13 protein-coding genes are annotated in these 13473 nt (G+C 64.8%); 7 read left to right on the plus strand and 6 right to left on the minus strand.

Annotated features, from left to right (window positions below; all coding sequences use genetic code 11):
* Nucleotides 1-72: 72 nt before the first annotated feature.
* From AWB72_RS20225 to AWB72_RS20250, 6 genes are all read left to right on the plus strand, one after another.
* Nucleotides 73-1257 carry a GspE/PulE family protein gene (locus AWB72_RS20225; protein ID WP_040050514.1) on the plus strand — a complete coding sequence of 395 codons (1185 nt, stop codon included), beginning with the start codon at nt 73-75 and terminating at the stop codon, nt 1255-1257.
* Nucleotides 1254-2462, plus strand: coding sequence for a type II secretion system F family protein (locus AWB72_RS20230; protein ID WP_040050513.1), 1209 nt, complete (start codon nt 1254-1256; stop codon nt 2460-2462). The genes AWB72_RS20225 and AWB72_RS20230 overlap by 4 nt, the downstream gene beginning before the upstream one ends.
* 30 nt (nt 2463-2492) lie before the next feature.
* The gene (locus tag AWB72_RS20235; RefSeq protein WP_040050512.1) at nt 2493-3422 is read left to right on the plus strand and encodes a prepilin peptidase; all 930 of its coding nucleotides are present in this window, start codon (nt 2493-2495) and stop codon (nt 3420-3422) included.
* A 16-nt stretch (nt 3423-3438) separates the two neighbouring features.
* Nucleotides 3439-4041 carry a dephospho-CoA kinase gene (coaE, locus tag AWB72_RS20240; RefSeq protein WP_040050511.1) on the plus strand — a complete coding sequence of 201 codons (603 nt, stop codon included), beginning with the start codon at nt 3439-3441 and terminating at the stop codon, nt 4039-4041.
* A 158-nt stretch (nt 4042-4199) separates the two neighbouring features.
* The gene (gene zapD, locus AWB72_RS20245; RefSeq protein ID WP_040050534.1) at nt 4200-4955 is read left to right on the plus strand and encodes a cell division protein ZapD; all 756 of its coding nucleotides are present in this window, start codon (nt 4200-4202) and stop codon (nt 4953-4955) included.
* A 69-nt stretch (nt 4956-5024) separates the two neighbouring features.
* Nucleotides 5025-5216, plus strand: a complete 192-nt coding sequence (locus AWB72_RS20250) for a DNA gyrase inhibitor YacG (RefSeq protein ID WP_040050510.1) — start codon at nt 5025-5027, stop codon at nt 5214-5216.
* Nucleotides 5217-5222: 6 nt separating this feature from the next.
* Here the strand turns inward: AWB72_RS20250 and AWB72_RS20255 are convergent, their stop codons facing one another.
* The 4 genes from AWB72_RS20255 to secA all read right to left on the minus strand — a co-directional run bounded on the left by AWB72_RS20255 (nt 5223) and on the right by secA (nt 10803).
* Nucleotides 5223-5663, minus strand: a complete 441-nt coding sequence (locus AWB72_RS20255) for an NUDIX domain-containing protein (protein WP_040050509.1) — start codon at nt 5661-5663, stop codon at nt 5223-5225.
* Complete coding sequence (locus tag AWB72_RS20260; protein ID WP_040050533.1) at nt 5660-6523, minus strand: ATP-binding protein; 864 nt, start codon at nt 6521-6523, stop codon at nt 5660-5662. The genes AWB72_RS20255 and AWB72_RS20260 overlap by 4 nt, the downstream gene beginning before the upstream one ends.
* Before the next feature lie 32 nt (nt 6524-6555).
* Nucleotides 6556-7797, minus strand: coding sequence for a bifunctional glutamate N-acetyltransferase/amino-acid acetyltransferase ArgJ (gene argJ / locus AWB72_RS20265; RefSeq protein ID WP_040050508.1), 1242 nt, complete (start codon nt 7795-7797; stop codon nt 6556-6558).
* 186 nt (nt 7798-7983) lie between these two features.
* On the minus strand, nt 7984-10803 hold the full coding sequence (gene secA / locus AWB72_RS20270) for a preprotein translocase subunit SecA (RefSeq protein ID WP_040050507.1): 2820 nt from the start codon (nt 10801-10803) through the stop codon (nt 7984-7986).
* A gap of 287 nt (nt 10804-11090) precedes the next feature.
* Here secA and AWB72_RS20275 point away from each other — a divergent pair, with 287 nt between their 5' ends.
* Entirely contained in the window at nt 11091-11585 is a 495-nt protein-coding gene (locus AWB72_RS20275; RefSeq protein ID WP_040050532.1) for a DciA family protein, read from the plus strand.
* Between the two features lie 49 nt (nt 11586-11634).
* Here AWB72_RS20275 and lpxC read toward each other — a convergent pair whose 3' ends face one another.
* Entirely contained in the window at nt 11635-12552 is a 918-nt protein-coding gene (gene lpxC, locus AWB72_RS20280; protein ID WP_040050506.1) for a UDP-3-O-acyl-N-acetylglucosamine deacetylase, read from the minus strand.
* A 262-nt stretch (nt 12553-12814) separates the two neighbouring features.
* Nucleotides 12815-13318, minus strand: a complete 504-nt coding sequence (locus AWB72_RS20285) for a peroxiredoxin (protein ID WP_040050505.1) — start codon at nt 13316-13318, stop codon at nt 12815-12817.
* Nucleotides 13319-13473 lie beyond the last annotated feature (155 nt).

Raw genomic sequence — 13473 nt, forward strand, 5'->3', positions numbered from 1 at the left:
ATTCGGACGAGTAGGCGCGCGTGAGCGGGCGCGTGATGATCGAATCATCTCGACCACACCCCGCTCGCCCCGATGATCTCCGCCTTCCGCGCCGCCGAACCGCCCTTCGATACCGCCTCCGATCGCGACGCGCCCGCCGTCTCGCTGCTCGCCGATACCTTGCGCGAGGCCGCCGAGCGCGGCGCATCCGATATTCACGTCGAACCATCCGAGCATGAATGGCGCATCCGCTTGCGCGTCGACGGCGCGTTGCACGTGCTGCGCCGCCCGCCGCCACATCTGCGCGATGCCTTCGTCACGCGCATCAAGGTGCTGGCGCGCATGGATATCGCCGAGCGGCGCGTGCCGCAGGACGGGCGGCTGCGGCTCGCGCTCGGCGGCGGACGCATCGGCGACTATCGCGTGAACTCGCTGCCGACGCTCTTCGGCGAAAAGCTCGTGCTGCGCCGGCTGGATGCGTTGCCGCCCGATTTGTCGCTCGACGCGCTCGGGCTGGACGAAGCGCAAGGGCGCATCGTCGAATCGGCGATACGCGCGCCGCATGGCCTCGTGCTCGTCACCGGACCCACGGGCAGCGGCAAGACTTTATCGCTGTACTGCTTTCTGCAAATGCTCAACGCGGAAGCGCGCAACATCTGCTCGGTGGAAGATCCGGCGGAAATCCAGCTCGCGGGCATCAGTCAGGTGAGCGTGCGCGAAAAGGCCGGCCTCAGCTTTGCCGTGGCGCTGCGGGCGTTCATGCGGCAGGATCCGGACGTCATCATGGTCGGTGAAATTCGCGACGCCGAAACCGCCGATGTCGCCGTGAAGGCAGCGCAAACGGGCCACCTCGTCCTCTCGACGCTGCATACCAACGACGCGCCCGCCGCCATCGCACGCCTGATCGACATCGGCGTGGCGCCTTACAACCTCGCGTCCGCGCTGCGGCTGGTGACCGCGCAACGCCTCGTGCGCAAGCTCTGCGGCGTGTGCCGCGCGCCGTCCGCCCTTTCGCTCGACGACGGCTTCCGCCCGTTCGAGCCGCGCGGCTGTCCCGCGTGTCATGGCATCGGGTATCGCGGACGAATCGGCGTGCATCAGTTGATGCCGGTATCCGATGCGATGCGCGAGCTCATCGTCGGCCGGACGGCGACGCACGCCATCGCGCGGCTCGCGCAATCCGAAGGCATGCCCGCCTTGCGCGATGCGGCGTTCGCCCGCGTGCGCGAAGGCGTGACGAGCGTCGCCGAAGCGGTCGAAGCGACGGAGATCGCATGAGCGCGCAGGGAACGTCGGAAATCCGCTTTGCGTGGCGCGGCGTCGATTCCGAAGGCGCGCGCAAGAGCGGCAAGCTGATTGCCGCCGATGCCGCATCGGCGCGCGCGTCGCTGCGGCGCGACGGCGTGATCGTGCTCGAACTCGAAGCGCGGGGCGACGCGCCGCCAGCGAAAGCGTCGGCGGCGGATGTCGGCATCTTCACGCGCCAGCTCGCCGGCCTCCTGCGCGCGGGCCTGCCGCTCGCGGGTGCGCTGGAGATGCTCGGCAACGCGGGCGGGCGTGGCGGGCTGCCGCGCATCGTGCGCTCGCTCGCGCGCGACATCACGCGCGGCGTACCGTTTTCGGCGGCGCTCGCGTCTCATCCATCGGCGTTCGGCGCGCTGTATTGCCAGCTCGTCGCGGTCGGCGAGGTGGCGGGCGCGCTGCCCGCCGTGCTTGCCCGGCTCGCCGACGATCGCGAGCGCGCCAGCGCCCAGCGCGCGAAGCTGCGTGCCGCGCTGGCTTATCCGGTGATGGTGCTGCTGCTGTCGCTGGCGATCACGGCGGGACTTCTGATCGGCGTGGTGCCGACATTCAAGACGATCTTCGACGGGTTCGGCGCCGCGCTGCCCGCGCCGACGCGCTTCGTGCTCGCGTTGTCCGATGCGGTCGCGCGTCACGGCCTGCCGTTCGTGGCGGTGTGCGTCTGCGCGGGACTCGTCGGCGCGCGCTGGATCAGGCGATCCGCGGAAGCACGCGAGACCGCGGACCGCATCACGCTGAAGCTGCCCATCGTCGGCGCGCTTTTGCGCTCGCTCGCCGTCGCCCGATGGAGCCGCGCGCTCGGCACGCTGCTAGCCGCCGGCACCCCGCTCTCGGACGCGTTCGACTCGCTCGCGCACGCGACCGGCAACCACGTCTTCGACCGCGCGACCGTGGATATCGCAGCGCGGCTGCGCAACGGCGAGCGGCTTGCTGCCGCGATGCGCGCGCTCGGCTGTTTCCCGCAGGACGTCGTGCAGCCGATTGCCGTCGCCGAGGAATCCGGCTCGCTCGACGCGATGCTGCTCGATCTCGCCGCGCTCGCCGATCGTCAGGTGGACGAACGCATCGGCGCATTCGCGAGCCTGTGCGAGCCGCTCGTCATCACGGTGCTGGGCGCGCTCGTGGGCGGCCTCGTCATCGCGATGTATCTTCCGATCATCCAGCTCGGCAACGTGGTGTAGCATCGCGGGCCAAAGACATCCATCCATATCATGCAGCTTCCGTTCGATCCGTCCGCCGCGCATCACGCGAGCGCCTATCTGGCGCCGTTCGCGGCGCTGCCCGTCGCCGCGCAGTACGCGTTCGCCGTCGTGTTCGGGCTCGTGATCGGCAGCTTCCTGACGGTCGTCGTGCATCGCTTGCCGGTCATGCTGGAACGCGCCTGGCGCGCGGAATTCGAAGCGGAGTTTCACCCTGATTCCGATAGCGCCGACGCCGCCAAACCGCCCGCCGACGCTTATCCCGCGCGCTTCAATCTCGCCGTGCCGCGCAGCGCCTGTCCGCATTGCGGGCATGTGCTGCGTGCGTGGGAGAACTTTCCGGTCGTGAGTTATGTCGCGCTGAGAGGCCGCTGTGCGCAATGCGGCGCGCGCGTGAGCCCGCGCTATCCGCTCATCGAATTGGCGACCGCCGCGCTCGCCGCGCTTTCGCTCTACGCCTACGGTCCGGACTGGCCCGCGCTCGCCGCGTTCGGACTCTGCGCGACCTTGCTGGCCGCGAGTCTCGTCGATTACGACACGCGCTATCTCCCCGACGTGCTGACGCTGCCATTGCTGTGGACGGGACTCATCGTCAATCTGGGCGAAGGCGGATTCGCGACGCTGCACGACGCGGTAGTCGGCGCGATCGCGGGCTATCTTTTCCTGTGGTGCGTGTACTGGCTCTTCAGGCTCGCGCGCGGCGTGGAAGGCATGGGCTATGGCGATTTCAAGCTGCTGGCCGCGATCGGCGCGTGGCTCGGCTGGGCGTCGCTCGCGCAAGTGGTCCTGATTTCGGCGGTGGCTGGCGCGGTCTTCGGTATCCTCGCGACGTGGCGCGGCCGCATGCGCTTCGAAGAGCCGTTGCCGTTCGGACCGTTCCTCGCGGCGGGCGGCGCGATCACGCTCTTCGTCGGCACGCCGCTTTACGCATTGTTCGGATGAAAAGAAGGAGCAGCGGATGTTCAGCATCGGGCTGACGGGCGGCATCGGCAGCGGGAAGAGCACGGTCGCGGACCTGTTCGCGGCGCGCGGCGTGCCGCTCATCGATACGGACGTGATCGCGCATCAGATGACCGCGCCGGGCGGCCTCGCCATGCCGCTCATCGGAAGCGAATTCGGCAGCGCGTTCATCGCGCCGGACGGCTCGCTCGATCGCGCCAGGATGCGCGAACTCGTCTTCGCCGACGACACCGCGAAAGCGCGTCTCGAAGCCATCCTGCATCCGTTGATTCGCGCGGAAACCGAGCGGCAACGGCACGCGGCGGGCGGTGCGTATCACATCGTCGTGGTGCCGCTATTGGTGGAATCGGGAAATTGGGCGTCGCGGGTGTCGCGCGTGCTGGTCGTGGATTGCCCCGTCGAGACGCAGATTGCACGCGTCATGCAGCGCAATGGCTTCTCGCGCGAGCAGGTGCTGGCGATCATCGCGAAGCAGGCATCGCGCGAAATGCGGCTCGCGGCAGCAGACGACGTCGTCCTCAACGACGACATCGCCACGCTCGAAACGCTCGGTAGTCAGGTCGACGAACTGCACGCGCGCTATCTTCAGCTCGCACGCTGACGGCCGTGGAGCCGGAAACATCGAAAAAGTTGCAAATTTCGCTTGGAAAAGCCGTAAAAGCAGCGCGAATGGTGCCCGATTTGCTAGGGTTCGGATGCAGCATTAGAATGTGCTGACTTCCGCTCATGGAAGCAACCGACCCACGCCGAGGCGAGCGCTTGATCCTTTACGAGTATCCCTTCAACGAGCGAATCCGGACGCTGCTGCGTCTCGAAGACTTGTTCGAGCGCTTCACGTTCTTCCTGACGCAGGAAGATCCCCGGGAGCATCACGTGGCGCTGACGACGCTCTTCGAAATCGCCGAAGTCGCGGGGCGCACGGATCTCAAAGCCGATCTGATGAAGGAACTGGAGCGGCAACGCCAGACGCTCGCGCCGTTTCGCGGCAATCCGGGCATCGAGCAGGAAGCGCTGGAAGCCGTGCTCGGCGAAATCGAGCAGACGCTCGCCGGGCTGGGCGACATGCACGGCAAGACCGGCCAGCATCTTGCGGACAACGAATGGCTCGCGAGCATCCGCAGCCGCACGATCATCCCCGGCGGCACCTGCAAGTTCGACCTGCCCTCGTATTACGCCTGGCAGCAGTTGCCCGCCGAGCAGCGCCGTCAGGACATCGCCAGCTGGGTCATGCCGATGCTCGCTTTGCGCGACGCGGCCGCCATCGTCCTCAGGCTCGCGCGCGAGTCGGGGCAGGCGTCGAAGGTCATGGCGATGCAGGGCAGCTATCAGCAGATGCTGTCAGGCCGCACGTACCAGCTCATGCAGGTGCGCGTGTCGCCCGAAGTGCGCGTCATTCCGGAAGCGAGCGCCAACAAGTACATGCTGTGGGTGCGCTTCACCGTGCAGGACGGTGACCTGAAACCGCGCGCCGTCGATGTCGACGTCCCGTTTCATCTGACGCTTTGCAGTCTTTGAAGCGGGCGATTCGTCCTTATATGATCGACTGTTGATCAACGCCGGCTCAATTCGTCACGCCTCACCGTCATGACCACTGTCGTCAAATGTCCGACCTGCGCCAAGGAAGTGCGCTGGGTCCCGGAAAACCGCTTTCGCCCGTTCTGCTCGGAGCGCTGCAAGCAGATCGATCTCGGCGCCTGGGCGACCGAGAAATACAAGATCGCGGGTAACTCGCAGGAAACGCCGCCGGACGACGACTCGCACGGCGGCCTGAACTAAACTCGCCTACTGCTCCGCTTCCGCCGCAAGCCATGCCAGCACGGGAATCGCGGCGGGCAGAAGCGGCGCGACTTCCACCGGAAGCGCCTGCCACGCGATAGCCTGTCCTTCGCGGCCTAGCGGCGTGCCGGTCCAGCCAGTTACCTTGCAGAAGAAAAGACGCACGTACGCATGCGGGTAATCGTGCTCGAGCGTCCGCCAGACTTCGCACGCGTTCACGTCGATGCCCAGTTCTTCGTGCAATTCACGCGCGAGCGCCGCTTCGACGCTCTCTCCCGCTTCCAGCTTGCCGCCCGGAAACTCCCAGTAGCCCTCGTACGGCTTGCCGTCGGGCCGCTGCGCCAGCAGATAGCGGCCATCCGGCTGCACCATCACGCCGACGGCCACTTCGGTCACCTTGCGGCCATCGGGTGCGACATCGCGTCGCATATCCGTCGTGGCGCTCATTGCTTGCGGCCCGACCAGTCGCGCGCGAACTGCCACGCCACGCGCCCCGAGCGCGAACCGCGTTCGAGCGCCCACACGAGCGCATCGCCACGAGCGGATTCGATTTCGGCGGCATCGACGCCGAAGTGACGGAGCCAGTGCCCGACGATCGTCAGATAGTCGTCCTGCTTGAACGGATAGAAGCTGACCCACAGCCCGAAACGCTCCGATAGCGAAATCTTCTCTTCGACGACTTCGCCCGGGTGAATCTCGCCATCGGGCATGTGCTTGTACGTCTCGTTGTCGCTCATGTACTCGGGCAACAGATGACGGCGATTCGACGTCGCGTAGATCAGCACGTTGTCCGACTGCGCGGCGACGGACCCGTCGAGCGCCACCTTCAGCGCCTTGTAACCCGATTCGCCTTCCTCGAACGAGAGATCGTCGCAGAACACGATGAAGCGCTCGGGCCGCATCGAGATCAGATCGACGATATCGCCGAGATCGTGCAGATCGTCCTTGTCGACTTCGATCAGGCGCAGGCCGTCCTTCGCGTAGGCGTTCAGGCACGCCTTGATGAGCGACGACTTGCCCGTGCCGCGCGCGCCCGTCAGCAACACGTTGTTCGCGGGCAGCTTGTTCACGAACTGCCGCGTGTTCTGTTCGATCAGCCCTTTCTGGCGATCGATGTTCTGCAGATCATCGAGCGAAATATGCGAGATAGACGGCACCGGTTGCAGAAAGCCGCGCCCCTGGCGCTTGCGCCAGCGGAACGCCACCGCGGATTGCCAGTCGATGTCGGGCGCCGCCGGCGGCAGCATGCCTTCGATGCGCGCCAGCACCGCTTCGGCGCGCGTGAGAAATTGTTCGAGTTTGTCCATGTCCATTTCTTTGCGCGCCGGTCGAGCGCGCGTTACGAGCGGTAATCGGCGTTGATGCTGACGTAATCGTGCGAAAGGTCGCACGTCCAGACGGTTGCTTCCGCGCTGCCACGTCCGAGCTTCACGCGGATCGCGATTTCGCTCTTCTTCATCACGCGCTGGCCGTCTTCTTCGCGGTAGTCGGGGTTGCGGCCGCCCGCCTTCGCGACGAGCACGTCGTCGAGATAAAGATCGATCTTGCCGACGTCGAGATCCGTCACGCCCGCATAGCCGATGGCGGCAAGAATGCGGCCGAGGTTCGGATCGGACGCATAAAACGCGGTCTTCACGAGCGGCGAATGGCCGATCGCGTAGGCAATCTGCCTGCATTCAGCAACATCCTTGCCGCCTTCGACCGTGACCGTCATGAACTTGGTCGCGCCTTCGCCGTCGCGCACGATCAGTTGAGCGAGTTCTTGCGCCACGGCCGTGACCGCGTCGCGCAGGGCGGCGTACGCGGGCGAATCCGTCGACGTGATCGCGGGCAGGCTCGATTTGCCCGACGCAATGAGGATGAACGAATCGTTCGTGGACGTATCGCCGTCGATCGTGATGCAGTTGAACGAGCGATCCGCCACGTGCTTCACGAGCGCGTCGAGCACGGGCTGCGCGACAGCGGCATCGAAGGCGAGGAAGCCGAGCATCGTCGCCATGTTCGGCTTGATCATGCCCGCGCCCTTGCTGATGCCGGACAGCGTGACCGTGTGGCCGTCGATCTGCACTTGCCGCGACGACGCCTTCGGCAGCGTGTCCGTCGTCATGATGGCTTGCGCAGCATCGAACCAGTGCGCCGGCTGCTGATTCGCGAGCGCGGCGGGCAGGCCCGCCTTCAGGCGATCGATCGGCAGCGGCTCCAGAATCACGCCGGTCGAGAACGGCAGAATCTGCTGCGCATCGAGGCCCGTGAGGCGCGCCAATTCCGCGCAGGTCTCTCGCGCGTGGGCCATGCCCGGCTCGCCCGTGCCCGCGTTCGCGTTGCCGGTGTTGACCACGAGCGCGCGAATGCCCTTGCCACCCGCGCGCACGGCATCGAGATGCTCGCGGCACACGGTCACCGGCGCCGCGCAGAAGCGGTTCTGCGTGAACACGCCCGCGACGGTCGCGCTTTCATCGACGCGAATCACGAGCACATCCTTGCGATTGGGCTTGCGAATATTCGCTTCGGCCCAGCCTAGCGTGACGCCGGCGACGGGATGTAGCGCGGCGGGATCGATCGAAGGGAAGTTGACAGCCATGTTCGCGACTCGCTGAAGGTGGCGAGTGCCGGCCCGATGCGCCGGCACGCTGTGGAAGACTGACGCCGCTCCGTAATTCGGGCGGCGCCGTGAAACGCTCGGGCGCGCAGCGCGGCCCTCGGTGAGACCTGCAAAGACAAACGACGCATCGCTGCGTCGCTTGTCCGTTCGTCGATCAGAAAGCTCTTAGGCGAGCTTGCCGTGACAGTTCTTGTACTTCTTCCCGCTGCCGCACGGGCACGGGTCGTTGCGTCCGACCTTCGGCACTTCATCGGACGGGCGCGTGGCGACGGTGATGTCGTCGTTCGTGGCCATTGCCTGGCTGACCATCTGCGCCGTGGCGGTCGCGGCGGCTGCCGCTGCGGGCGTGGCCGTCGGCGCGGCGGGGGCGCTGTAGTCCGCGTGCGTGAACGACACGTTCTCCAGATGGCTGCCCTTCTCTTCGTACTGCTCGGCGGCTTCTTCCAGCTGCTCAGGCGACTGGATCTGCACGTTCATCACGACGCGCGTGACTTCCTGCTTCACGGCATCGAGCATGGCGGCGAAGAGCTCGAACGCTTCGCGCTTGTATTCCTGCTTCGGATTCTTCTGCGCATAGCCGCGCAGATGGATGCCCTGACGCAGATGATCGAGCGCCGCAAGATGCTCGCGCCAGCGGCTGTCGAGCGTCTGCAGCATGATCGAGCGCTCGAACGCGCTGAACGATTCGCGGCCCACGAGCGCGACCTTCGCTTCGTACGCTTCGTCGGCGGCGGAGAGCACGGCTTCGCAGATTTCCTCGGCGTCGATCGAATTCGACTCGTTGATCATCTCCTGAATGGCGAGGTCCAGCGACCATTCGTTGCGCAGCACTTCTTCCAGCTCGGGCGCGTCCCACTGCTCTTCGATGCTGCCCGCCGGAATGAACGTGCGCACGAGATCGGTGATGACGCTGTGGCGCATCGCGGCGATGGTTTCCTGCACGTCGTGCGCTTCGAGCAGTTCGTTGCGCTGCTGATAGATCACGCGGCGCTGATCGTTCGAGACGTCGTCGTATTCGAGCAGTTGCTTGCGGATATCGAAGTTGCGCGCTTCGACCTTGCGCTGCGCGCCTTCGATCGAACGCGTGACCATGCCCGCTTCGATCGGCTCGCCTTCCGGCATCTTCAGGCGATCCATGATCGCGCGCACGCGGTCGCCCGCGAAGATGCGCAGAAGAGGATCGTCCAGCGAGAGATAGAAGCGCGACGAGCCCGGATCGCCCTGACGGCCCGCGCGGCCGCGCAGCTGATTGTCGATACGGCGCGATTCGTGGCGCTCGGTACCGATGATATGCAGCCCGCCCGCCGCCTTCACGTGGTCGTGCAGCGCCTGCCATTCGTCGTGCAGCTTCTGGATGCGCGCCGCTTTTTCGTCCTCGGGAATCGAAAGATCCGCCTCGATGAACGACGCCTGCTTCTCGACGTTGCCGCCGAGCACGATGTCCGTGCCGCGGCCCGCCATGTTCGTCGCGATGGTCACGACGCCCGGCCGCCCGGCTTCCGCGACGATGGCCGCTTCACGCGCGTGCTGCTTCGCGTTGAGCACCTCGTGCTTGACACCCTGCTGGCTCAGCAGGCCGGACAGCAGCTCCGACGCTTCGATCGACGTGGTGCCGACAAGCGTGGGCTGCCCGCGCTCGACGCAGTCGCGGATGTCGCGAATGACCGCGTCGTAACGTTCCTTCGACGTCTTGTAGATCTGATCCTGCTTGTCGACGCGCTTCGGCGGACGGTTCGTCGGAATCACGACCGTTTCGAGGCCGTAAATTTCCTGGAACTCGTAGGCTTCCGTATCCGCCGTGCCGGTCATGCCGGACAGCTTCGCGTACATGCGGAAGTAGTTCTGCAGCGTGATCGAGGCGAGCGTCTGGTTCTCGGCCTGAATCTGAACGTGTTCCTTCGCTTCGACGGCCTGATGCAAGCCGTCGGACCAGCGGCGGCCGGTCATCATGCGGCCCGTGAATTCGTCGACGATCACGACTTCGCCGTTCTGCACCACGTAATGCTGATCGCGATGGAAAAGCGTATGCGCGCGCAGGGCGGCATAGATGTGATGCATCAGCGTGATGTTCTGCGGCGCGTAGAGACTTTCGCCCTCGCCGATCAGGCCCCACTCGGCGAGCAGACGCTCCGCCTTTTCGTGGCCCGATTCGGTCAGGAACACCTGACGCGCTTTCTCATCGAGCGTGTAGTCGCCCGGCTTTTCGACGCCCGTGCCGTCCGCCTTCTCCTCGCCGATCTGCAGTTCGAGCAGCGGCGGCAGCGCGTTCATGCGCACGTAGAGGTCGGTGTGATCTTCGGCCTGACCGGAGATGATGAGCGGCGTACGCGCTTCGTCGATGAGAATCGAGTCCACTTCGTCGACGATCGCGAAATTGAGCGGCCGCTGCACGCGCGCATTGGTCTCGTAGACCATGTTGTCGCGCAGATAGTCGAAGCCGAATTCGTTGTTCGTGCCGTACGTGATGTCCGCCGCGTAGGCTTCCTGCTTCTGCCCGTGCTGCATCTGCGACAAATTCACGCCGCAGGAAAGCCCGAGGAAGTTGTAAAGGCGCGCCATCCATTCGGCGTCGCGCTGCGCGAGGTAGTCGTTCACCGTCACGACGTGCACGCCGCGGCCCGACAACGCGTTCAGATACGCAGCGAGCGTGGCGACGAGCGTCTTGCCCTCGCCCGTGCGCATTTCGGCGATCTTGCCGTAGTGCAGGACCATGCCGCCGATCAACTGGACGTCGAAATGGCGCATTTTCAGGACGCGCCGGCTCGCTTCGCGACAGACGGCGAACGCTTCCGGGAGAATCACGTCGAGCGACTCACCGCCGGCGACGCGCTTGCGGAACTCGTCCGTCTTCGCGCGCAACTGATCGTCCGAGTACTTCTCGACGGTCGGCTCGAGGGCATTGATCGCCGCAACGGTCTTTTGGTACTGCTTGACCAGCCGCTGATTGCGGCTGCCAAAAATCTTCTGAAGGAAACCGGTCGTCATCGGATCAGTGTCTGCGTCGCGGCTTCGGACGGACGGCAGCGTCTGCTGCGTCCGGGTGCGGAAAACCTCGGCGACTTAAGTCCATTGGGTGAAATTCGAATCGGGAATTTTAGCACGCGAGTCAAGTAGATCTTGCGTCGGCGTGGCCTGGCGGGCGTCGGTGGAACGCGACAGTCAACCGCTTGAAAGCCGGGCCGCGCGGGCGTCGGAACAAGGCGTCCGCGCGTGCCGGGCGGCGGGCTCGCGGTACAATCGAGGTGTCGCATCAGGCGTCCGTCGATCAAAGAATGAGCCGTTTTTCTACAAATTCAAGGTACGCGCCGCAGCGCTTCGATCCGCGCCGGCCGCAAGCCATAGCCGACGTGCTGGATCGGACGGATGCGTTTCGCGCATTGCGCGCGGGCGTCGAGCAAATGGCGGCGCTTCAGCGCGACCTCACCGCGCTTTTACCCGACTATCTCGCGTCGAACGTCGAACCGGGCTTCATCAAGGATGGCGTGCTGGCGCTCTTCGCTGCGCACAACGCGTTGGCGGCGCGTTTGCGGCATATCGAGCCGCGTCTGCTAGCCGATCTGCAACAGCGCGGCTGGGCCGTCGATTCGCTGAAAATCCGCGTGCGTCCGCAAGCCGTCAAGGAAACCGCGCCGCCGAAGCAGGCGCGCATGTCGGCGGCGGGCGCGTCGGCGTTGCACGATCTGGCGGAAACGCTGGCGCCGTCGCCGTTGCAGGAAGCGCTCGCGCGCATGGCCGCGCGTCATCAGGGGCGCGGGCAAAAAAAATGAGCGGCGCTTTCGCTGCCGCTCACTTCACTTCTTTGGTCTTTGCCGAAGGTCAGGCAAATGCCGTCTGCGTATCGAACGCGAAACCGCGCGGCGCCTTCTGCGTGTCGTCGAACGTGACGATTTCATAAGCGTCTTCGTTCGCGAGCAGTTCGCGCAGCAGCATGTTGTTCATCGCGTGGCCGCCCTTGTACGCCTTGTACGACGCCAGCAGCGGATGCCCCACGACGTACAGGTCGCCGATCGCGTCGAGCATCTTGTGCTTCACGAACTCGTCGTCGTAACGCAGGCCGTCGTTGTTCAGGATGCGGTATTCGTCGAGCACGATCGCGTTGTCCATGCTGCCGCCGCGTGCGAGGCCCAGTTCGCGCATCATTTCGACTTCATGCGCGAAACCGAACGTGCGGGCGCGCGCGATGTCACGTACATACGACGTCGTCGCGAAATCGACTTCCAGCGCCTGGCCCGTCTTGTCGACAGCGGGATGACGGAAATCGATGGTAAAGCTCAACTTGAAGCCGAAATACGGCTCCAGGCGCGCGAACTTGTCGCCGTCGCGGACTTCGACAGGCTTCTTCACCTTGATGAACTTCTTCGGTGCGTTCTGCTCTTCGATGCCCGCCGACTGAATGAGAAACACGAAAGAAGCAGCGCTGCCGTCCATGATCGGGATTTCCTCGGCGGTCACATCGACGTACAGATTGTCGATGCCGAGACCCGCGCACGCCGACATCAAGTGCTCGATGGTCGATACGCGCGCGCCGTCCTTCTGCAGCACGGACGCGAGCCGCGTGTCGCCGATCGCCATCGCGGATGCGGGGATGTCCACCGGCTGCGGCAAGTCGATCCGCGAAAACACGATGCCGGTCCCGGCCGGCGCCGGACGCAGCGTCAAATCGACCTTACGGCCGGAATGAAGCCCGATTCCCACGGTTTTGACGACGGTCTTGATTGTTCGCTGCTTCAACATGATTTTTGTCCGATAACAATTCCCAATAAAGAGAATCAATCGTGCCTTGAATTCTAATAGACCGAATTATACTCCATTCGGCGCACGCCGTCCCAAACCGACAGGTATCAACTGTTTCCCTGTGTTACGCCGGAGCGCAGGGACAGTCAAGTGAAATGGGCCGATGCCCGGAATGGAGGCATTTCCGGTCATCGGCCCCAAGTTGCGCCGCTTGCGAGTGCGTCTGTAAGCGTTGCGTAACCGCAACGCGACGCCGCTGCGATCAGCTCAACGTCGCCAGGATGCTTTGAGCATCGCTGACTTCGAACTTGCCGGGTGCTTCGACAGCGAGCGTCTTGACCACGCCGTTGTCGACCACCATCGCGTAGCGCTGGGAACGGATTCCCATGCCACGCTCGGACAAATCCTGATCCAGTCCGAGTGCCTGAGTGAAACGCGCACTGCCGTCCGCGATCATCTTCACCTTGCCCGCGGCTTGAAGATCGCGTCCCCACGCGTTCATGACGAACGCGTCGTTGACGGAAACGCACCAGATTTCGTCGATGCCGGCGGCGAACAACGCATCCGCTGCATCGATATAACCCGGCACGTGTCTGGCGGAGCACGTCGGCGTGAACGCGCCCGGCAATCCGAAGATCACCACGCGTTTGCCTGCGGTCCGCTCGCGCGCCGAGAACCCGTTCGGTCCCACGGCGCAGCCCTCGCTCGCCACTTCGATGAACTCGAAGAGACGCGCGTCGGGCAACGTTTCACCCACTTCGATCATGCTCGGTCCTTCCCTCGTCAGTGCTCGAACATCCTTGCGATTGACATCGTCCCGCAGTCGCCTCAAGCCTGCTTCGGCGGTGTCGGTTTCATCTGCACATCGGCAGATTCGTGGGGGTCGGCTGGCCACGGCCTGGCGTCGGTCCTCGACGCGGC

Origin of the sequence: Caballeronia concitans (assembly GCF_001544615.1) — a bacterium.
In the GTDB taxonomy this organism is placed as follows: domain Bacteria; phylum Pseudomonadota; class Gammaproteobacteria; order Burkholderiales; family Burkholderiaceae; genus Caballeronia; species Caballeronia concitans.